At 57.7% G+C, this 18,939-nt stretch carries 20 protein-coding genes, 1 tRNA gene and 2 pseudogenes; 6 read left to right on the top strand and 17 right to left on the bottom strand.

Annotation, left to right across the window (positions count from 1 at the left end; all coding sequences use genetic code 11):
* Positions 1–118 precede the first annotated feature (118 nt).
* The 5 genes from ACYASU_RS17190 (at position 119) to ACYASU_RS17170 (ending at position 4,090) form a co-directional block, all read left to right on the top strand.
* Positions 119–349 (top strand): hypothetical protein, encoded by a 231-nt coding sequence (locus ACYASU_RS17190; protein ID WP_192171319.1) that lies wholly within the window; start codon positions 119–121, stop codon positions 347–349.
* 243 nt (positions 350–592) lie between these two features.
* Entirely contained in the window at positions 593–1,861 is a 1,269-nt protein-coding gene (locus ACYASU_RS17185) for an OprD family porin (protein WP_463583472.1), read from the top strand.
* Positions 1,862–2,004: 143 nt separating this feature from the next.
* Positions 2,005–2,781: an AraC family transcriptional regulator gene (locus ACYASU_RS17180; RefSeq protein WP_463583471.1), complete on the top strand. Its 777-nt coding sequence runs from the start codon at positions 2,005–2,007 to the stop codon at positions 2,779–2,781.
* Positions 2,782–2,917: 136 nt separating this feature from the next.
* A complete protein-coding gene (locus tag ACYASU_RS17175; protein WP_133773621.1) occupies positions 2,918–3,091 on the top strand; it encodes a DUF1427 family protein in 174 nt (57 codons plus the stop codon).
* 39 nt (positions 3,092–3,130) lie between these two features.
* Positions 3,131–4,090: a quinone oxidoreductase family protein gene (locus ACYASU_RS17170; protein WP_463583470.1), complete on the top strand. Its 960-nt coding sequence runs from the start codon at positions 3,131–3,133 to the stop codon at positions 4,088–4,090.
* Between the two features lie 36 nt (positions 4,091–4,126).
* Here the strand turns inward: ACYASU_RS17170 and ACYASU_RS17165 are convergent, their stop codons facing one another.
* From ACYASU_RS17165 to ACYASU_RS17100, 14 genes and pseudogenes are all read right to left on the bottom strand, one after another.
* Positions 4,127–4,876: a substrate-binding periplasmic protein gene (locus tag ACYASU_RS17165; protein ID WP_463583469.1), complete on the bottom strand. Its 750-nt coding sequence runs from the start codon at positions 4,874–4,876 to the stop codon at positions 4,127–4,129.
* Between the two features lie 142 nt (positions 4,877–5,018).
* A complete protein-coding gene (locus ACYASU_RS17160) occupies positions 5,019–5,339 on the bottom strand; it encodes a hypothetical protein (protein ID WP_037016364.1) in 321 nt (106 codons plus the stop codon).
* Between the two features lie 172 nt (positions 5,340–5,511).
* Positions 5,512–6,003, bottom strand: a complete 492-nt coding sequence (locus ACYASU_RS17155) for a P-loop nucleotide/nucleoside kinase family protein (protein WP_463583468.1) — start codon at positions 6,001–6,003, stop codon at positions 5,512–5,514.
* 469 nt (positions 6,004–6,472) lie between these two features.
* On the bottom strand, positions 6,473–7,867 hold the full coding sequence (locus tag ACYASU_RS17150) for a nucleotide-binding domain-containing protein (protein WP_463583467.1): 1,395 nt from the start codon (positions 7,865–7,867) through the stop codon (positions 6,473–6,475).
* Between the two features lie 11 nt (positions 7,868–7,878).
* Complete coding sequence (locus ACYASU_RS17145; RefSeq protein ID WP_463583466.1) at positions 7,879–8,445, bottom strand: Pycsar system effector family protein; 567 nt, start codon at positions 8,443–8,445, stop codon at positions 7,879–7,881.
* Positions 8,446–8,589: 144 nt separating this feature from the next.
* Positions 8,590–8,864: pseudogene (locus tag ACYASU_RS17140) on the bottom strand (hypothetical protein).
* Positions 8,861–9,196, bottom strand: a pseudogene (locus tag ACYASU_RS17135) (integrase domain-containing protein); the annotation flags it as partial. The pseudogenes ACYASU_RS17135 and ACYASU_RS17140, both read right to left, overlap by 4 nt.
* A 97-nt stretch (positions 9,197–9,293) precedes the next feature.
* A complete protein-coding gene (locus tag ACYASU_RS17130) occupies positions 9,294–9,584 on the bottom strand; it encodes a DUF6124 family protein (protein WP_463583465.1) in 291 nt (96 codons plus the stop codon).
* Between the two features lie 466 nt (positions 9,585–10,050).
* Positions 10,051–10,126, bottom strand: a tRNA-Thr gene (locus tag ACYASU_RS17125).
* A 295-nt stretch (positions 10,127–10,421) separates the two neighbouring features.
* Positions 10,422–11,627, bottom strand: a complete 1,206-nt coding sequence (locus tag ACYASU_RS17120) for a methyltransferase (protein ID WP_463583464.1) — start codon at positions 11,625–11,627, stop codon at positions 10,422–10,424.
* Positions 11,628–11,822: 195 nt separating this feature from the next.
* Positions 11,823–12,512: an ABC transporter permease gene (locus tag ACYASU_RS17115; RefSeq protein WP_463583463.1), complete on the bottom strand. Its 690-nt coding sequence runs from the start codon at positions 12,510–12,512 to the stop codon at positions 11,823–11,825.
* Positions 12,509–13,204, bottom strand: a complete 696-nt coding sequence (locus tag ACYASU_RS17110; protein WP_463583462.1) for an ABC transporter permease — start codon at positions 13,202–13,204, stop codon at positions 12,509–12,511. The genes ACYASU_RS17115 and ACYASU_RS17110 overlap by 4 nt, the downstream gene beginning before the upstream one ends.
* A gap of 67 nt (positions 13,205–13,271) precedes the next feature.
* Positions 13,272–14,036 carry an ABC transporter substrate-binding protein gene (locus ACYASU_RS17105; RefSeq protein WP_192171305.1) on the bottom strand — a complete coding sequence of 255 codons (765 nt, stop codon included), beginning with the start codon at positions 14,034–14,036 and terminating at the stop codon, positions 13,272–13,274.
* 13 nt (positions 14,037–14,049) lie between these two features.
* Positions 14,050–14,823 (bottom strand): ABC transporter ATP-binding protein, encoded by a 774-nt coding sequence (locus tag ACYASU_RS17100; protein WP_282365670.1) that lies wholly within the window; start codon positions 14,821–14,823, stop codon positions 14,050–14,052.
* A 495-nt stretch (positions 14,824–15,318) separates the two neighbouring features.
* Here ACYASU_RS17100 and gabP point away from each other — a divergent pair, with 495 nt between their 5' ends.
* On the top strand, positions 15,319–16,710 hold the full coding sequence (gene gabP / locus ACYASU_RS17095; RefSeq protein ID WP_282365668.1) for a GABA permease: 1,392 nt from the start codon (positions 15,319–15,321) through the stop codon (positions 16,708–16,710).
* A 107-nt stretch (positions 16,711–16,817) separates the two neighbouring features.
* Here gabP and ACYASU_RS17090 read toward each other — a convergent pair whose 3' ends face one another.
* The 3 genes from ACYASU_RS17090 to ACYASU_RS17080 form a co-directional block, all read right to left on the bottom strand.
* Positions 16,818–17,339, bottom strand: a complete 522-nt coding sequence (locus ACYASU_RS17090; protein ID WP_463583479.1) for a cytochrome b — start codon at positions 17,337–17,339, stop codon at positions 16,818–16,820.
* Positions 17,340–17,450: 111 nt separating this feature from the next.
* Entirely contained in the window at positions 17,451–17,945 is a 495-nt protein-coding gene (locus ACYASU_RS17085) for a hypothetical protein (protein ID WP_463583461.1), read from the bottom strand.
* 64 nt (positions 17,946–18,009) lie between these two features.
* Complete coding sequence (locus tag ACYASU_RS17080; RefSeq protein ID WP_463583460.1) at positions 18,010–18,669, bottom strand: hypothetical protein; 660 nt, start codon at positions 18,667–18,669, stop codon at positions 18,010–18,012.
* Positions 18,670–18,939 lie beyond the last annotated feature (270 nt).

The following is an 18,939-nucleotide window of genomic DNA, read 5'->3' as shown; positions in this document are numbered from 1 at the left end:
TTTCCGGTCAGCCGTAGGAAGATGGGATCCCAGCGGTGCGTAAATGCCCCCGCAAGGTCGTCCGTCTGTAACAAAAGCTCCGTAGATTTCGCAGTCCACGACATAAGAGGTTGTCCTTATGAACGCAGGTCATGAGTTGCGAGTGACTCGAGGTTTTTCTGCGAGCAGTGAAGCACGGCAGATGATGGCGGACTGGTTACGGACGACCCGGATCCCGATGGTGCCCATGCACGACGAACAGGCGCTGAAACAACGGGGCGATTTTCGCAAGATGCTAACGAAGCGGTACCCCAGCGGGCTGATCAACGACGCCGAGATCGAAGCGTTGCTGGGCGTGCTCCACAGCTGACGAAGTTAGAGCAACAGGCATTACAGGGCCTCCGTTTGACTCCCATCAAATTGACACCATCGGCAGACGGGGGATAGCATTCGCGCCTCCACCGCCTGTGGCCTAGCGCCATGTACGTGCATCAGTAGTCCACTGCGATGATTTCGTGCGGGCTTCCGGAACGGTTCCAGTCCCGGAAGACGCAACTGCCCACCCGGGGCATTTGCCACAGCGCGCGATTAATCCGCTCACAAGGACAACAAGATGAAACAGCGTATCGGCCTGCTCGCTCTGGGCATCCTCGCCGCCACTCACGCCATGGCGGACGGTCAGGCAGATTCCAAAGGATTTGTTGAAGACAGCAGCCTGAAGATCAATCTGCGCAACGCCTACATCAATCGCGATTACAAAAACGGACCGCAGGACCGCTCGGAATGGGGTCAGGCGTTCATGGCCGGCTACACATCCGGTTTCACCCAAGGCCTGGTGGGCGTTGGCGTTGACGCTTTCGGTCTGTACGCCGCGCGTCTGGACGGTGGCAAGGGCAAGAGCGGCGCGGGCGGCATTGATTTCTTCAAGCAGGGCGACAGCGGCAACGCGGCGGACGACCTGTCGCGCTTTGGCGGCGCGGTCAAATTCCGGGTGTCCAATACCGAACTGAAGTACGGCGACATGATGCCGGAGCTGCCGGTACTCAATTACGACAACTCTCGCCTGCTGCCTGAGTCGTACACCGGCACCATGATCACCTCCAAAGAGATCAAGGGCCTCACGCTGGTGGCCGGCCGCTTTACCGCCGAAACCCGCAAGAGCGCCGAAGGCCGCGACAGCGGTGATCTGAAGAGCATCAACGTCTACGGCGGCAGCTACAAATTCACCGAGGCCCTCAGTGCCGCGTTTTACGCCTCCGACGACGAAGACGTGCTGAAGAAGCAGTACGTGAACCTGAACTACGTCTGGGCGATGCCGAAAGATCAGTCGCTGACCTTCGATTTCAACGGCTACAAGACCAAGCTGGACAAAGACTTCGCCGTCGACGACGCCCGCGACAACAAGATCTGGAGCCTGGCGGCGACGTGGGCGGTGGGCATCCACTCGTTCACGATCGCGCATCAGCGCAGCACCGGCGAGACCGGTTACACCTACGGCGGCTACCGCAACGCAGGCGGCACCGGCGATGGCGGCAATACCATCTACCTGGCGAACTCCTACTGGTCGGACTTCAACGGCAAAGACGAGCGTTCGTGGCAGGTGGGCTATGGCGTAAACCTGGGCACCGTTGTGACTCCAGGCCTGAGCTACCGCGTGGCCTACGTGCGCGGCGACAACATCGACGATGGCAGCGGTCGGGGCCGTGGCGAAGAGCGCGAATTGTTCAGCCAATTGACCTACGTGGTCCAGAGCGGCCCGGTCAAAGACCTCTCGGTACGCCTGCGCAACTCGTTCCTGCGCGTCTCCAACGATGTGGATCAATACAACGTTGGCGGTAACGAAACACGGATCTTCGTCGATTACCCGATCAACGTGTTCTGATGTCGATCGGCTGAAGAGCTGACTGATTTACCCTGACGTCCCAGTCGCAAGATCGGGGCGTTCTGCTATGAGCCTTCACCGCACTGGCGATCCTGCCCGCTCTGCCGCTACCATCGCGGCATCCCACTCCAGCCGGTTTCATCATGGCAATCGCCGCGCCACCCGACCTCTCCAATACCGCCGTCCCCGTGCAGCCTTTGTCACGGACGTATCCGCGCGGCTTGTACATCGAGCCCCATGAGCATGAGTGGGGGCAGGTGCTGTACGCGATGTCGGGCGTGATGTGGGTCGAGACGCCCAACGAAGCGCTGGTCGTGCCACCACAGCGCGCGGTCTGGTTGCCGCCCGGCGTGCCCCATGGCATCCGCGTGGTGTCGGATCTGGAAATGCGCAACATCTACCTGCGCCCGGCGCTCGCCCGAACCCTCGACACCACGGTTCAGGTCCTGGAAGTCGGTCGCTTGTTGCGCGAGCTGATCGTCGGTCTGGTGGCCGAGCAGGACAAGGAATCGGACTACTACGATGCCGTGGTCAATCTGGCGTTGCTCGAACTCAAGCGCGCCCGGCGCTCGCTGCTGAAAGTGCCGATGCCCGATGACAGCGACCGCCGGCTGATGAACGTCTGTCAGGCGGTGATGATCGAGCCGTCCATCGACGTGTCGTTCGAGCAGCACGCGGAAAACGCCGGCGCCAGTGTGCGAACGTTGTCGCGGCTTTTCCAGGCAGTGCTCGGCATGGGCTTCGCCGAATGGCGGCGGCAGGTGCAACTGGCGACCTCGGTGGCGGAGATCATTCAGGGCGTGCCGGTCAATGCCATCGCCCGTTCAATGGGGTATTCACCGAGCAGCTTCAGCGACATGTTCCGCCGCGAACTGGGCATGGCGCCTTCCCAGTACCCGGTCATTGATCCATCCCACTAGCGCCTGCGCCGACTCTGTCCGAAATTCAGAAGCACTTGGCCGGTAGCGCTCGCCGGCCCTCCTTACACTCTGGTCATCGCTTAACGCAGTCGCGCCGCCGCCATCGAGCTGCGCGTCCCACGCACCGGAGTTTGTCATGAGCTACGTCATTTCCCTCGCAATCGGTATCGCCGTCGGGTTGCTGTATGGCCTGCTGGACTTCCGCTCACCGGCACCGCCTCTCGTCGCACTGGTTGGCTTGCTCGGCATGCAGGCCGGTGAATGGCTATGGCCAGTGGGCAAGCAGTTCTTCTCCAACCTGGCCTCCTGAATCGACGACCTCCCTTTCCCCACTTCGGATGAACCCATCATGAAAGCACTGCAATTCTCCCGCACCGGCGACCTGGCTGCGCTGGAAGTCGTCGATCTGCCCACGCCTGTCCCCGCGGCCGGCGAAGTTCTGGTGCAGATCAAAGCCGCAGGCCTGAACCCCAGCGACGTCAAAAACGTCCTTGGCCGCTTCCCCTACACCACGATGCCGCGCATTCCGGGTCGTGACTTCGCGGGCGTGGTCGTTGAAGGACCGCAAGAACTGATCGGCAAGGAGGTGTGGGGCACCGGCAAGGAGATCGGCTTTGTCCGCGACGGCTCCCACGCGGGCTACATCACGCTGTCGGCCAAGGGCGTGGCGATCAAGCCGGCGTCGCTGAGCTTCACTCAGGCCGCCAGTCTGGGCGTCCCGTACACCACGGCGTGGGACGCACTTGAGCGCAGCCTCGTGCAGGCCGGCACTCGGCTGCTGGTCATCGGTGCCAATGGCGCAGTGGGAAGCGCCGCCATCGCACTGGCGAAAGTGCGCGGCGCCCAGGTGCTGGCGGCGGTGCGTAAAACGGACCAACTGCAAGCGCTGCAAGAGCAAGGCTTCAACGCGATCCAGCTCGACAAGCCAGAAGACCTGGGTGCTCAAGTGAACGCTGTTTTTCCAGGCGGCGCCGACGTGATCTTCGACACCACCGGCTTCTGGCTGCCGGCGGCTGTCCCTGCATTGGCGCAATTCGGTCGCATCGCAATCATCGCCGCGCCGGTGGACGGCCACGTGCAATTGCCGGCGCTGGCGCTGTACCGCAAGGGCGGTTCGGTGGTTGGGATCAACTCGCTGCTGTACGGCGTTGAAGCCTGCGCGCGAATGCTTGAACAGTTCGGCAAGCAGTTCGACGACGGCACCTTGCCGCGGCCGACCGGGCTGCTTGAGTCTCCACTGGAAGAGGGCCTGGCGCGTTACGCCGAAGTCAATCAGGGCGGCGCCGACAAGGTGATTCTGCTGCCGTGACAGACGAGCATGGGCGTTAGTGCAGGGCTGACCCGATCACTGGACGGGCAGCCCTTTCAGATAGTCATGCTGAACGCGTTTGATCGACCCGTCTGCCTGAAGCGTGTCGATCGCTGCCTTCAGCTTCTCGACCATCTGGGGGTCGCAGTCCTTCGAGCACGCCAGATACAGATCGGCGGTCATCAACGCTCGGCTCATCATCAGCGGGCGATCGCTGATCTGCTTCCAGATGTAGAGCGTTTCCGGGACGCCGTTAAACCACGCATCTACCCGGCCCTTGAGCAGCATCAGCGCCGGGTTCTCGCCGATCTTCAGCGGATAAATCTGAGCCGCTGAAAAACCTTCCTCACGTAGACGCGTCTCCTGCGCCGAGCCACTGCCGACAGCGATCATCTTGAAGGTCTTGCGCGCCTCTTCAAAACTCTCGACGTGACGATCAAGGCTGAAAAACGCCCGGTCCATCGTCATCAGCGGAGCGATCCAGGTGAAGCTGTCTTCCCGGCTTTGAGTGCGGGTCAGCGGCGCAATAAGCTTGTTCGCCCCAAGCGCCACATCGCGTTGCGCGCGCGGCCACGGCGGCGACAGCAAGTGAGCGGAATACCCCGCCATCGCCATGGCCTGAAGGCTGATGTCGCCCGCGATCCCGTGCCGGTCGCCTTGACTGTCCATCGTCAGTGGCGGCGCTTCGGCCACGAACAAGTCGACGGTCGGCAGCGCAAACGCTGCTGACGAGCACGCCAACAGCGCGCTGGCCGCGCAATGGATACAGCGGGAAATCCATTTCATGGCAGTCATGCTCAAAGGGAATAGGGCGCCGGGACAGTCCTTGTGCCAGGTGTGTTATCCAGTCTGGCATCGGTTTGTCATCTCTGCCGGGCGCAGTGCGCATCCAGCGTCGATTCCGGGGGAATATTTGAGCGAAGGCGAATTAGGTCTTGTTGTGCTCATTGGTGTAGCGCCCGCTCAGCACCCAGCCACATTCCAGCAACGTCTCGATCCAGTCCTCGTACGAGTCGTCCACGTCCAGCAGGTTCATGAACTGGTCCTCGATATGGCACCGAAAGGTCTGCTCCTCGACGTTCCACTCCACATCCCGAATCCGCCAGACGCGTTGCATCGGCAGCTGAATGTTCAAGCCATGAAAGGGGACGAACGGCAGCTCCACTTCGTAGAGCAGCTTGGACCATTCGGACGAAATCTCCGGGGTCTGGTGGGTCCAGACATACTTGATCAATCGGACTTTGTGCACGGTTGGGCCTTCTATCGTGATTCTGATGGCGGGTCGCTGTCCTGACGCAGACGCGAGGGCCCGTTGGATGGGTATACGTTACTCGATGGGGGCGGGATGGGGGAGGGGGCGCTTTGAATCTAACGGACGCCATTTGAAGCTGACGGTTTGGTTCTCTCATGGAGGCAGTCGTTTAGGCGTGATCCCGGTGAACGACTACGTTGAGCCCTTCTTCCATATCTGGGGCGACAAAGTAGCTGGTGATCAAATCGAACTCAGCGTCAGTCGCTGCGAAGTCATGTTCGCCGCGCTCGTTTCTGAGGTGCAGCCGGGCCCGGCAAGTTTCGTCGTCGACGTCGATGAAATGAAGGCTGTGAGAGGCTTGGGCGGTATCCGCCAGACTGCGTAACCATTGGCGGTCTGCGGGAGTGTTGGCGGGGAAATCAAGAACCACATTGATCCCGGCCTTCAGCATGTCGATGACCAGAGGACCTACGACATCTCGGAGTCTTCTTGAGAGCGTTACGTAGTCGGCGACCGAGTGGATCTGGTCTGGGTAGAGCCTTGAGAGCCAACGGTCTTCGGTCAGCAGGATCGCTGCGTGTTCGGTTTTTATAGAATTAGCTAGGGTGGATTTCCCGGATGCGATTTTTCCGCACAGGAGGTGGAGTTTGGGGTTGGCCATGGAGACGCGTCCTTATGTCGAAGCACGATGATGCCCGTGGATTGGGGCCGGGACAATGAGGGGCTGTGTCGACTGAGGCCCTGTCATTTGGTTATGGAACGCGCAAACAAAATAGGCCTACCTTTCGGTGAGTCTCTTTGCTGAATCTGGTGCGGCACCAGGAGTCGAAGTCTGTAATAACTATCTGATTTTCATAGATTTTTTAATAACTTATACTTCATTCTATCCCTAAAACTATCCTTTGGCAGTCGCCTGATGTTTGACATGCGCGGCATAAGACGGACTTTGAACATATGGCCGATAGATGACAGCGTACCCTTCTTAAAGAACCGGACGGTTGCGGGGGGCAGCAGGCTGCCCCCCGCTGAGCTTGGCGTAGGGAACTATCGGTCAAAAACTGCCTTGGATCGTGGTCTCATACCAAGCAAAACCTAATAACAACACTGTCTGGGAAAAGGCTGCTCAAAAGCTATCTGATATATACTCCGATAATATCTTTAAAAATAACAGCCCCCTTAGCATCAGTTACTACAGCTTCCATGGTATGCAACCCGCGATACGCTGTCGAATCCGTATGGATCTGAGGGGCAGCCCTAAAGAAACTTGTCAAATAGTTGTTGTCTTTAATAACTGAAGTTTTTGTAATAGGGAAAGTCCCTCGCTGCCCTTTCAGCTGAGCTTCTGTACCATGATTTCGCTTTGTCAACTTCAGCTCGAGGGGGAAGTCTTGGCTAGCATGAACCGACTTGTCAAATATAACTTTGAATTTAAGGCTGAGGTTTTTGTTGAGCATTCTTGAAATCGACGGGTACTCAACCAAAGTATTTCCATCTGCAATGAAGCACTTAAAAGATATGCCAGGGCATGACACCACCATCGAGTTTGGATGCGATTCTTTTAGCTCAGTTGCAAATGGTAGCAAATCTCTATACTTAGCATGATCCAGCTCCCTTACCTTGTATGTGTGAACCCGTCCTTCTCGATCCGTATATGACTTAGGGAGATTCGGCAGGGGGATAGTTTCTATCTCGCCGTATTTATTTTTTTGGGTGCGAGTTCTGATTTTTGTGTAATCCTCAGGAAGATCAATTTCTTCCATGATACTTCGACCAAGCATCGATTTGTTCTTGCCAGCGATACCTTGAAGCTTCGCCGCAACATCTACAAAGAAGGATGTTGGAGTTACTTCGTAAACTCCTCTAAATCCGTAAGACGCCCACAACACGTCATCGTGAGAGCCGTAGTCCAAGCCAATGCGAAAACCCAAATAATCTGCCTTGGGATTCTGAAAATATTTCTGCTCAAGAACAGGAATGATGGTTCCCGTCATCAAGGACTCAAGAACTGAAACGCAATTAATAGCATTAATTATGCTGTCGTCTTTATCCTGTGCTTTACCTCCAAAGAAAGCTAGCAAGGCGTCTCCCATAAACCGATGAACATGCCCGTCCATGGCTCGCACGGTTTCAGCTGCAGCTTTCAAAATCGTATTCTTGATAGCCACGACTTCATGAAGCTCATATATAAAAGTAAGTCTTGTTGAGTTTTTTATATCTAGAAAAAGCGAGCAGATGTAATGATTCTCCTGGTCATCAGTTTCCGCGAGATGCACAAAGTCAGGATGAGTTCCAATTTTACCTTGGTTAACTCCATCCCTTCTAAACGAAGTGCGAATATCCTGCTGGATTGCTTCCTGATCAAAAGCATCTGATGTCGCTAGTGATTTTTCAACATGTTCATTCAAGCTTTCCATTGATGCGCGCCCCAGCGAAGCATCCATTGCGAAAGACTTATTTTTATTGCTCTTCTTTATTTCCGAATCCAACATCCGGGCAAAAGATTCTCTTGAAATACTTCTCTTCAACACAGATCCCTCTACGAAAAAGCATTAATAACAAAAGCTACAAGAAATACTGAGACACACAAAAAATGAACACACAGAACAACGGACAATTTTTGTATGATCCAAAATTTTCGGTCGACAATTTTTGCCAAAGTAAATACTTGGCCACTCAAATCATTTAGGTAGTCTTCATCAGAGACTTCAATGATTCGTTTTGCGTAACCATCAGAACCGCTTTTAGCGCCTGCTATATCTCCATAAAAAATTAGCGACTCTCCTCTGTTTTTTTTTGGACTACTAAATGTCACAGGGAATATAGTAAAGCATGCCATTAGCATACAGGTAACAGCGGCAATCAAGCTAAAACAACCAAACAAGCCAATGCACACGATAATTTGAGTTGTATTTGCCACTTCCAGCTTACCAAGCAAAGCAAATATTAGTGCAATTACTGCCGCGCAGTAAGACATGATAATTGTACACTTGGTGTTGGTCGTGCCAATGTAAACATCTATCCGTTTAATTACCTCAAACTGATTTTTTATCTTTTGCTCTATAACCTTGCTCAAATCATCACCTTGCTGCTTACAATCAGTCATGGATTTCCCTATGATATAACTGGGAGGTTAGGTCGAAGCGCAATAATACATAGCATATACCGAAGCTGTAGCGACGATAGCTCAGCGCCATCACCACGTCTAGCGATGGTCAATGGGTCTTCTTCTCTTGACTAATTTGCTGCTTTAGAGATTGAAAATCCATGACGCTTCTAAACGTCGAGCAAGCAGCCGGACAGTCAGCAAGTAGTAGTATCGCGTAGCGTCGCTGTGTTGACGCATGCGATGTTCGAGAAACCAAGCCAAATTTTTTCTTTGCCAAGCCCAAGGTGTTTCTCGCTGCCAGCGCTCTGCAATTGCAGCCTGGATGATCTGCGCCTGCCGCAAATGACGTTGCCGTGTAGCGTGGGACCCAGTCAGCACCCCTGCTAGAAACAACCCATATCGAATGGCTTACTCATGCTCGCCCACCAATGTAGGCCGCGACCACGTCGATCCGACAGTGCCCTAGCTCATAGCTGATTTGTCTCCGGGCCTCATGATCAAGATTTCTATCTAGCTGAAAACATCGACCGCCGTTGAGAGGCGCGCGGTGTTGGGTGATTTGCTCATAGCGCTCACATGCGTACGCCGCTCGTAGCTCATGAAAGCCTTTGAGCTTGTGTGCGTGCAGGGTATCCCTCGCATGGCGGATGACTTGTTACAGAAGGTTCACGTAGCTTTCATCAGGCGCAACCAGGTTGCAGCTACCGGGAGGCGACGCCTGCCGTGCAAACCCAAGTGCACCTCGAACACAGCAGCGGTAGGAGCGCCCGTCTCTTTCCGGGAGAACGAGACGGGTGAAGGTTGGCGCAGGGAAATGCCTACGCGAATAGATCGCAGTAGGGCAGCTACAAAGACGAACCGCCCACCTTGGCGATCGACACCTCAATCAACGCCCGCGCTGCATCAAGCTGATGCACCACCAAGCGCGCCAACGGGCGGAATTCCAGCGTGCAGTTATCTGCGACTTCGTAGGCGGTGGCTGCGGCGCAGGCGAGGTATTCGGAGGCGGTGAGCAATGCGTCCTCAGCTCTGACGCCGGGCTTGACCGAGAACAGGCTCAGGTTGCCGAGGTTGGCGTTAGTGCAGGTTGATTGGGGGGCGGGTGTTTCGGGTGGGTGAGGGGTGGATCTGATCATGGTGTCTCTCCTGACTTGGATGAGACCGACACCGTTCGCGACTAAACGAATGGGTGGCGGCTGTACGCGGGTTAGTCGACCGGGAAGTCAGGCACCCGGCGCACCCGAAGGTGCCCCTCGTACAGCCACCATAAAAGGACAGAACCGATGTCGATGACAGCGGCTCAGGTTATGGGGCGTTACGCGCCTGACGTGTTCGGGCGACTAAACCCGGTCGTTGTTCGCAACGACAAGCGGGAAGGTAGTCGCCGGATCAGACACGTTCAAGCGGTCGGGAGGATATCGCTTAATTTCAGAAGCGTCCTACGGGATTTCGGACTTTTTGTGGGGGTTGGGCGGGGAGGTAGGACGGTAGTGCGGCGGAGGGCGCTTTCGCGGGCAAGCGCGCGCCTACGCGGATTGGCAGTGTGGCATTTGGCACAAACAAAAAAGGCCCACCTTTCGGTGAGCCTCTTTCGCTATATCTTGGTGCCGGCACCAGGAGTCGAACCCGGGACCTACTGATTACAAGTCAGTTGCTCTACCAACTGAGCTATACCGGCGTTGTGGGCGCTGATTATAGGGATTTGATCTGGCGAGTAAAGCCCTAATTTCAGTTTTTTCGCGGCCCTTATGCCGGAAGGTGATAACCGTTATTCACATTCCGCACAAACCGAAGGCGACGATCGGTCAGATTCAGGAACCATTCTCAATCGTTCGCAAGCTACTGTTTTAGCGCCAATTTTATGCTGGCCAAAAAATGAACAAATGGTTACATCCCCTCCAAAGCAGGATTTCCGGGCGTTCGCTGGAATTTAATCAACAGACTTATCCACAGGCACGTGCGTCAAAAAATGCTCAAGGCCGTTCTGCAAGAATGAGCAGATTCCGCGGAGTGACTTGGCTGTCGCAGAAGGTGCCGATGCGTACGTCGTACCCGCGTTCAGTCAGATAAAGCGCGCGGTCGAGGATGAGCCACATTTCCAGCGGTCGGCGGAAGAGGTTGCGCAGCAGTTCGAGGTTGCGCACTTCGGCCAAGCGCGCCCATCCCGCTGCTTCAAGGGCGGTCCAGTCCTGACTGCCGGGGGAGGGCAGTTGCTTGAGTTCGGCGAGGTCGCGGCAGTAGTCGGCGTAGGGTTTGTCGAGCCAGGCGCTGGGCAGCGAAGGCGTTGGCAAATAGTCGTCGACGCCGCGTAGCTGTCGCTGCAGCAGGTCGAAGCCGAGGCGTCGGGCCATGGAGGTGTCGCGTTGGCGGCGTACGCGGGCGCCAGCGGTGACGGTTTCGCTGAGGGGCAGGCCGAGGTCATCGACTGAGAGCGTAAGCGCGGACGCTTGGCCCTGCTTGGAGATCGGAACATAGCGCTCACCGGCGATGCGGTTGTAGCAGCAGGGCGCGATGGCCAGTTGTTGGCAGTGGGCGTCGCTGGCAAGGTGCATGAGGCGCACATGAAGATCGCCGCAGGCGTGGAGGGCGACGGGCGTGTGATGGGCTTCCAGGCGCGAGCCGGCATCGTTGGCCATGACGTCTTGATGCAGATGGTCCGCGGTGATGCCCAGTTTGTCGCTGAGTTGCCGTCCTGCTTCAACCAGGTGCGCGTCGTATTCCAGGCAGGTCAGGGCTTGGCCACCATGGGCGAGGCGCCGACCTAGATGGCCTTTGCCCGAGCACCAGTCCAGCCAGTGGGTTGGCTGCCGCTGGAAGCTCAAGCTGCTGGCGAAGGCTTCGATTTGCTGCCATTTGCGGCCGGGCACGTCGACGCTCATGCGCGATGGCACAGGCTCCAGGCTAACGGGGGGCAACGCGTCGATCTCGCTTAACGCCTTCGACAGCGAGGCCAACTGAGCAAAGGGCTGCGGCGCATCGAGCTGTTCGGGATGGTTGTGCGCAGTTTCTGCCTCTTCGAGCGAACGTTGTCGCAGCCAGCGTGATAGCTCCGGGTGCTGCGCTTCCCACGGCAGGTGGCGATGGGTGAAGGGGCGCGGGCGCCACAGGGCCTGATGCTCTAGGAGGAAGGCATCGAGCGCGGTGAATTGGGATTGGAGTTGGGCGGGTGTGAGTGGCATTGGGTTATGGCAGTTGAGCGGTGATGTGCAGCATACGGTGATTCAGGGGCAGGGCAGCGCTCATCAGGCATGGAAATCTATGGCGGCTGAGCTGCCGCCTTCGTGAGCAAGCTCACTCCCACATGGACCGTGTTTAATGCGCGAAACCCCGGCGTCTGAACGACGGGGGATCTCCGCTAGGATGCGCCTCGGTCCTCACCGCCCTTGGCTGGCATCCACCCGCAAATACCGCTCCAGCAGTTTGAAGCCTTGCACCAGCACGAACGACATCACCAGATAGATCAACCCGGCGATGAGGAAGGTCTGCTCCGGCATGTAGGTCCGCGCGTTGATGGTGCGGGCCATGCCGGTGATGTCGAGCAGGGTCACGGTGCTCGCCAGCGCGCTGGCCTTGAGCATCAGAATGACTTCGTTGCTGTACGCGGGCAGGCCGATGCGTGCGGCGCGGGGCAGGATGATGTACAGCAGCGCTTTGCCTTTGGACATGCCCAGTGCGCGCGCCGCTTCGATTTCGCCGGGCGGCACGGCCTGAATGGCGCCGCGCAGGATCTCGGCGATGTAGGCGGTCGTGTGCAGCGTCATGGTCAGCGCCGCGCAGAAGAACGGATCGCGCAGGTACGGCCAAAGCGGACCTTTGGTGACGACCTCGAACTGCGCCAGGCCGTAATAGACCAGAAACAGCTGCACCAGCAGGGGCGTGCCACGGAAAAAGAAGATGTAAGCGTAGGGGAGCGCCCGAACGTAGGGGTTACGGGAAGCGCGGGCGATGCCCAGCGGAATGGCAAGGATGAGGCCGGCAATCACCGCGACGGCGACCAGTTCCAGCGTGACGGTGGCGCCGTGCAGCAGTTTCGGCAGCCATTTGAGGACGAATTCCCAGCTCATGACGCGCTCCTCGCAAAGCCCACCGAAGCGCGTTTTTCCAGCCACGCCAGGCCCATCATCGACAGCGCGGTCATGCACAGGTACATCAGCGCCGCGACCATATAAAAGGTGAAAGGCTGCTTGGTGGACGTAACGGCGATCTGCGCGTGACGCATGACCTCCTCAAGCCCGATGACCGAGACCAGCGCGGTGTCCTTCATCAGGATCATGAACAGATTGCCCAGCCCCGGCAGTGCAATGCGCCACATCTGCGGCATCACCAGCTTGAAGAAGATGCGCGAGCGCGACATGCCCAGCGCCAGCCCGGCCTCGCGATGGCCTTTCGGGATCGACAGCATGGCGCCACGAAACACCTCGGTGGCGTACGCGCCGAAGCACAGGCCCAGGGCAATGACGCCAGCAGCGAAAGCGCTCAGCGACAGGTTCGGAATATCGAACAGCTTGCCGATCGCCCGCATCGAGCTGACCGTGCCGAAGTAGATCAGCAACACCCACAGCAATTCGGGGATGCCGCGCACCAGCGTGGAATAGGTGCCGCCCAGCCACTGCAAGGCACGATTCGGCGACGTTTTTGCCAGCGCCCCGAGCAGGCCGAGGACGAGACCCAGGCAGAGGGCCGACAGCGCAAGTTGGAGGGTCATCAGCATGCCGGCGGCCAGGGCCGGGCCGAATCCATAGAGATCGAAGTTCATGGCGTTGTTTGTCTAAAGGACAGACGCCGCCGTCTGCACGAGCAGGCGGCGGCGATGGTCAGGCAGGTCAGAGGATGCTGAACGGAAAATACTTGTCGTTGATCTTCTTGTAGGTGCCGTCGGCGATGATTTCTTTCAGCGCTTCGTTGAGCTTGTCGCGCAGCGGATCGTCTTTGCGCACGGCGATGCCGATCTTGTCGTCAACCGGCAGCGCGTCACCCTTGAACTCGAAGCTCTGGCCTTCCTTGCCTTTCAGCCACTCGTAGCTGGCGTATTTGTCGCCGAGCAGTGCGTCGAGGCGGCCCGAAGCCAAGTCGAGAAAGGCGTTTTCCTGGGAGTCGTACAGCTTGACGGTCACGTCGTCGCCCCAGTTGTCTTCCAGCCACGTGCCGGACAGGGTTGCGCGTTGGGCACCGATGGTCTTGCCTTTCAACGTCTCCTTGATCGCGGCAAGGTCGCCACTGAGGTTAGTGGTTTTAGGCGCGACAAACTGCAGCTTGTTGGAGTAGTACGGAATGGTGAAGTCGACCGCCTGCTTGCGTTCTTCGGTGATCGACATCGACGAGATCAGGAAGTCGAACTTCTGCGCGTTCAGTGCGGGAATGATGCCGTCCCAATCGGAGGTGACGGTTTCACAGGTCACTTTCATCTTCGCGCACAGCGCGTTGCCGATCTCGACGTCGAAGCCCACGACCTGACCGCTGGCGTCCTTGTTGTTGAACGGCGGATAGGCGCCTTCGATGCCCATTTTCAGGGTGTCGGCAGCAAAGGCGCTGGATGCCATGGCCAGGGTGGCGGCAGCGGCCAACAGAATGTTTCTCAGGGTCTGCATCGATGTTGCTCCGTTAGCGATTGCTGGACATGAATTGTTTGCAGCGCGCCGACCGTGGGTCATCGAAGACCTGGTCTGGCGAACCTTGTTCTTCTACCAGCCCTTGGTGCAGGAAAACCACTTCGCTGGACACCTGCCGGGCGAAATTCATTTCGTGGGTCACCATCAACATGGTTCGGCCTTCTTCGGCCAGGCCACGAATAACACTAAGCACTTCCTGCACCATCTCGGGATCGAGGGCAGACGTGGGCTCATCGAACAGAATGACCCTGGGCTGCATCGCCAGCGTGCGTGCAATGGCGGCACGTTGTTGCTGGCCGCCCGACAATTGCGCCGGATAGGCATGACGCTTGTCGGCAATCCCCACTTTGGCCAGCAGCGCTTCGGCAACTTCAGTGGCCTCGGCCTTGCTCTGCCCCAGCACGCGACGCGGCGCCTCGGTGATGTTATCGAGGACGGTCATGTGCGGCCAGAGATTGAAATTCTGAAAGACGAAGCCGATCTCGCTGCGCAGGCGGTTGATCTGACGGTTGTCGGCAGCGATCAGTTCACCCTTGCGGGTGGCTTTGAGCTTGAGCTCTTCGCCGGCAATGAGAATCTGCCCCTGATGGGGATTCTCCAGCAAATTGATGCAGCGCAGCAGCGTCGACTTGCCTGAGCCGGAGGAACCCAGAATCGAGATCACGTCGCCATCGCGCGCACTCAGCGAGATGCCCTTGAGCACGTCGAGTTCGCCATAGCGCTTGTGCAGATTGCGGATTTCCAGGGCGGGCGTGGCCTCGGCCATGTTCAGTCCTCGTGTGTTCGGTGGGCTCATCGGTTGACCCGTTACACGCTACTTGGCAGTTGCAACTGGCGCATCGCGCGAAGGCTTATGAAGATGAGCTTGATGGGCGCCGGCTCAGAATGCCTTTGCGCAAAAAGGGCGCGATGGTGCCAGCTTTAACCGCCGTGGGGAAGGGTGTTTCGGCCACGGGCGCGATCGGCGGCCGGTCTTGTGCGCTTATTTGGTGCCGTTTCGTTTTAAATGTGTATTTTCGGTGCGGCCAATCGTCTCCCTCCTGTTGCGCTCGGTAACGTTTCCTACACGACTGGCGAATTGCTATTGCATTCATGGACTTGCGGAAATCGTCTGGAACGGCCGTATCCCGCTGCGACGTCGTATCTGAAACATCCTGGCGTAATTCTTGCGTAAAAAATAAATAACAGAGCTGTTGTGTTCTCTTTACGAAGAGCCGCCACACGTCCTGATCCGTACAAAAATCCTTCTAAGGTTGGTTCCATGAGCAGCACACCCAACGCTTCAAACCTTGAACAAGGGCTCAAACCGCGGCACATCACCATGCTGTCGATCGCCGGCGTAATCGGCGCCGGCCTCTTCGTAGGCTCCGGTCACGCGATTGCCGAAGCCGGACCGGCCGTACTTCTGGCCTACGGCGCCGCAGGTACGCTGGTGGTGCTGGTGATGCGCATGCTGGCGGAAATGGCCGTCGCTTCGCCTGACACCGGTTCTTTCTCGACCTACGCCGATCGCGCAATCGGGCACTGGGCCGGCTTCACCATCGGCTGGTTGTACTGGTGGTTCTGGGTATTGGTCATTCCGCTGGAAGCCAACGCCGCCGCGACGATTCTCCACGCGTGGTTCCCGAACGTGGCGATCTGGGCGTTCACGCTGGTGATCACCCTTCTGCTGACCGCGACCAACCTGTTCAGCGTGAAGAACTACGGGGAGTTCGAGTTCTGGTTCGCGCTGATCAAGGTCATTGCGATCATTGGCTTCGTGCTGCTGGGCATTGCGGCGGTGTTTGGTCTGCTGCCGAACAGCCAGGTCAGCGGCGTCAGCCACTTGTACGACACGCAGGGCTTCCTGCCTAACGGCATGGGTGCGGTGCTCGCAGCGATGCTGACCACCATGTTCTCGTTCATGGGGACCGAGATTGTCACCATCGCGGCAGCTGAATCGAAGAATCCCGGTCAGCAAATCACCAAGGCCACTAACTCGGTGATCTGGCGGATCTGCCTGTTCTACCTGCTCTCGATCCTCCTCGTCGTCTCGCTGGTGCCGTGGAACGACAGCCGTCTGGCTGAAGTGGGCTCGTACCAGACCGTGCTTGATCTGATGGGCATTCCGAACGCCAAGCTGATTGTCGACATCGTCGTGCTGGTCGCCGTGACCAGTTGCCTGAACTCGGCGCTGTACACGGCTTCGCGCATGCTGTTTTCCCTCGGCAAACGTGGCGACGCGCCTGCTGTTTCCCAGCGCACCACCAAAGCCGGCACGCCTTACTGGGCAGTGCTGCTGTCGACCGGTGCCGCGTTTGCCGCCGTGTTCGCCAACTACGTCGCACCCGCAGCAGTGTTCGATTTCCTGCTGGCAAGCTCGGGCGCGATCGCGCTGCTGGTGTATCTGGTCATCGCCGTCTCCCAGCTGCGTATGCGCCGCAAGCGTGAAGCAGCAGGCCAGGCCATCGACTTCCGCATGTGGCTGTTCCCGGGCCTGACCTGGGCGGTGATCGTGTTCATCGTCGCCGTACTGACCATCATGCTGTTCCAGGAAGGCCACCGCATGGAAATCATCGCCACCGGGCTGCTGAGCATCCTGGTCGTGGCGGCCGGTTTGATCGTGTCGAACCGTCGCAAGGCGGGGAAGGCAGGGAAGGTTGTGCTGAATTGATGGGGGAGTGAGTCGGTTGTGACCGACCGCTGTCGAGAAGCCGCTATCAGGGATGATGGCGGTTTTTTTTGTCTCGACGGTTGGGTCACGGTGGGAGGTTCAGCGTCTTAGCTCATCCTGGCCAGCACCGATCTCCCCCGCACCTGATGCAGCACCACCGCCGCCAGATGCAGCGCCACCAACCCTGCCAAAACGGCACACAGAACGTGATGCACCTGATGCAGCTCCAGCAGCATGATTTTCGAGTGGATGAGCTGTGGCAGCGGCACCAGCGCCAGCAGCATGACCGGATGGCTCATCATCAGCACCCCGGTAATCAGCACGCCAGCCACCACCGCATAGATCGCCTTGTGCGCAGCGCTCGCCAGTCGCGCCTGGATGTTTTTAGCGGAGTGCCGCGCAGGGGCTTTGATCGCCAGCCACAACCGCCAGACGAAAAACGGAATAAACAGGCTGGTCAGTTGCGGGTTGAACGACTCAACCCACTGCCGAAATGGCTCGTTCTGATCCAGTAATGCCACGCCGAAGCCGCTGAAGGTCGCCCACAGGATGACGGCTGCAGACAGCCAATGCAGGAAAATTCGGGTTCGGGAGTAAGGGCTCGTTTCGCCTGAAGCCGGTTCAGGCAAAGGAGTGTTTGGGAGTGTCAAAACGGCCAGCCTTTAGTTGAGAAGGAGTTGCATTCTCGTAATGGCGCAAAGCTACCGTTTTGACCGGTGTCATGTAAATCAAAAAACGTTTTAAGAACGCCCGCCTGCTGCCTGTGCATTCTTTTTCTGCAGGATCATCGACGCTTCGTTGTAGGCGGTCTGGAAGGCGTCGCTGCCGATCCATTCAACGGCCGAGTCTTCGTCTTCCTCATGGAAGAGCCCGCGGTAGGTGATCAGCAGGCCCATCATGAAGTCGGTCGCCGGCTCTTCATCTTCTTCAGCGATCACCAGCTCAAGCACCGGGTATTGCAGGAAGACTATGCACAGCGCCAGCAAACTTATCGATTCAGCCTGCTTCATCGCTTCGAACAGGTCGTCGAAATCCGCCGGGTCGAAGCCGTTCTCTTCGATGTCTTTGAAATCGAACGTGCTCAGGTCGATCTCGACGTCATCAAAGGGCTCGTTGACGAAGGCATGATTGAGCACCGGGTGAATGACGCTCGGCCGGGCCTTGCCGGAACGGTTCTGCTTGGCCTTGGCCTTTGCCCGTTGGGCGCGTTTTTGCTGTTTGTCGGGGGAGGCCATGACGGCGGTTCCTTGTGCGGTGCAGCCATTCGCATGGCCCAGGATCATCGGGCGGGTATTGTATTCAGTCTTGTGAGGGTTCGTCGTACTTGTTGCGGTCGATCCCCAGCATCTCCATTGTGGATTCCATCTCTATCTCGCCGAGAACGGCGCGGAAGGCTTCATAGAAATCGTCGTCGTGAATGCGCGCCCTGACGGTCGCCTCATCCAGTCCGTGGGCCCACATCATGTAGGCGCCCAGCGTGTTCACCAGGACGTCGAGGTAGTTGTCGAAGTCGATGTCGTAGAAAGCGTGGGCCGCTATCGGACCTCTGGCGAAGGCATCGAGTAGATCGAGGAAACTTTGCTGCTCGGCACGCTTGAGCACTTCGTAATGGGCGAGGCGTTGTTCATGAGACGGCTCTGGCGCAGGGGACTGATAGACCTCCGTCAACAGCATTTCGTCCTCAGTGATCGACATCCCGATGTCCTCGCCCCTGATCACCGCCGCCATCGCCTCCCGCTCTTCCTCGTCCATTGTTTCGAGGATGTCGGGCTCTACGAAATTCTTGAGCAGGGTATCGTCGTCGAGCAGCGATGTGTCGTCGTCCGAGAAGAAATCAGGCATGAAGTAATCCGGGACGATCGGGTTGGGCGTCTGCGGGTGCTGGCGAGCGACTCGCTGCTCTTTGGCTTTGGTCTTGGCGCGCTTGGCTCGTTTCTGTTGCTTGCTGACAGATGCCATCACGAAGTCCTCTAGTCGGCTCAAGCCTGCAATGTTAATAAATCACGCCCAATAAAAAACCCCTGAATATTTCGATGCAGGGGTTTTTCGGTATTTATGGTGCCCGGAGACGGAGTCGCAAGGGGTAGGTCTGAGTGGCTATCCATCCCGGCGCTGGCCACCCGCCAGCAGTTCTACCCTATCAAGATTTAACGACGGCAGCCGATGTGTGGGTATGAGCATCCCGCTGGACATACTCTGAGTTGAATCTCCCTTGCCCAGTCCAGCACC

The organism is Pseudomonas sp. HP_12, assembly GCF_055283955.1.
The sequence above is the reverse complement of the archived record's forward strand: the minus strand, read 5'-3'. Positions and strand labels throughout refer to the sequence as shown.

Excerpts from the sequence above, each read along its gene's own strand:
- ACYASU_RS17185 (WP_463583472.1), top strand. The coding sequence starts at position 593 with ATGAAACAGCGTATCGGCCTGCTCGCTCTGGGCATCCTCGCCGCCACT.
- ACYASU_RS17130 (WP_463583465.1), bottom strand. The coding sequence starts at position 9,584 with ATGATCAGATCCACCCCTCACCCACCCGAAACACCCGCCCCCCAATCA.
- ACYASU_RS17190 (WP_192171319.1), top strand. The coding sequence starts at position 119 with ATGAACGCAGGTCATGAGTTGCGAGTGACTCGAGGTTTTTCTGCGAGC.
- ACYASU_RS17085 (WP_463583461.1), bottom strand. The coding sequence starts at position 17,945 with ATGGCCTCCCCCGACAAACAGCAAAAACGCGCCCAACGGGCAAAGGCC.
- ACYASU_RS17120 (WP_463583464.1), bottom strand. The coding sequence starts at position 11,627 with ATGCCACTCACACCCGCCCAACTCCAATCCCAATTCACCGCGCTCGAT.
- ACYASU_RS17100 (WP_282365670.1), bottom strand. The coding sequence starts at position 14,823 with ATGGCCGAGGCCACGCCCGCCCTGGAAATCCGCAATCTGCACAAGCGC.
- gabP (WP_282365668.1), top strand. The coding sequence starts at position 15,319 with ATGAGCAGCACACCCAACGCTTCAAACCTTGAACAAGGGCTCAAACCG.
- ACYASU_RS17155 (WP_463583468.1), bottom strand. The coding sequence starts at position 6,003 with ATGGCCAACCCCAAACTCCACCTCCTGTGCGGAAAAATCGCATCCGGG.
- ACYASU_RS17115 (WP_463583463.1), bottom strand. The coding sequence starts at position 12,512 with ATGAGCTGGGAATTCGTCCTCAAATGGCTGCCGAAACTGCTGCACGGC.
- ACYASU_RS17170 (WP_463583470.1), top strand. The coding sequence starts at position 3,131 with ATGAAAGCACTGCAATTCTCCCGCACCGGCGACCTGGCTGCGCTGGAA.
- ACYASU_RS17110 (WP_463583462.1), bottom strand. The coding sequence starts at position 13,204 with ATGAACTTCGATCTCTATGGATTCGGCCCGGCCCTGGCCGCCGGCATG.
- ACYASU_RS17105 (WP_192171305.1), bottom strand. The coding sequence starts at position 14,036 with ATGCAGACCCTGAGAAACATTCTGTTGGCCGCTGCCGCCACCCTGGCC.
- ACYASU_RS17175 (WP_133773621.1), top strand. The coding sequence starts at position 2,918 with ATGAGCTACGTCATTTCCCTCGCAATCGGTATCGCCGTCGGGTTGCTG.
- ACYASU_RS17165 (WP_463583469.1), bottom strand. The coding sequence starts at position 4,876 with ATGAAATGGATTTCCCGCTGTATCCATTGCGCGGCCAGCGCGCTGTTG.
- ACYASU_RS17180 (WP_463583471.1), top strand. The coding sequence starts at position 2,005 with ATGGCAATCGCCGCGCCACCCGACCTCTCCAATACCGCCGTCCCCGTG.
- ACYASU_RS17145 (WP_463583466.1), bottom strand. The coding sequence starts at position 8,445 with ATGACTGATTGTAAGCAGCAAGGTGATGATTTGAGCAAGGTTATAGAG.
- ACYASU_RS17080 (WP_463583460.1), bottom strand. The coding sequence starts at position 18,669 with ATGGCATCTGTCAGCAAGCAACAGAAACGAGCCAAGCGCGCCAAGACC.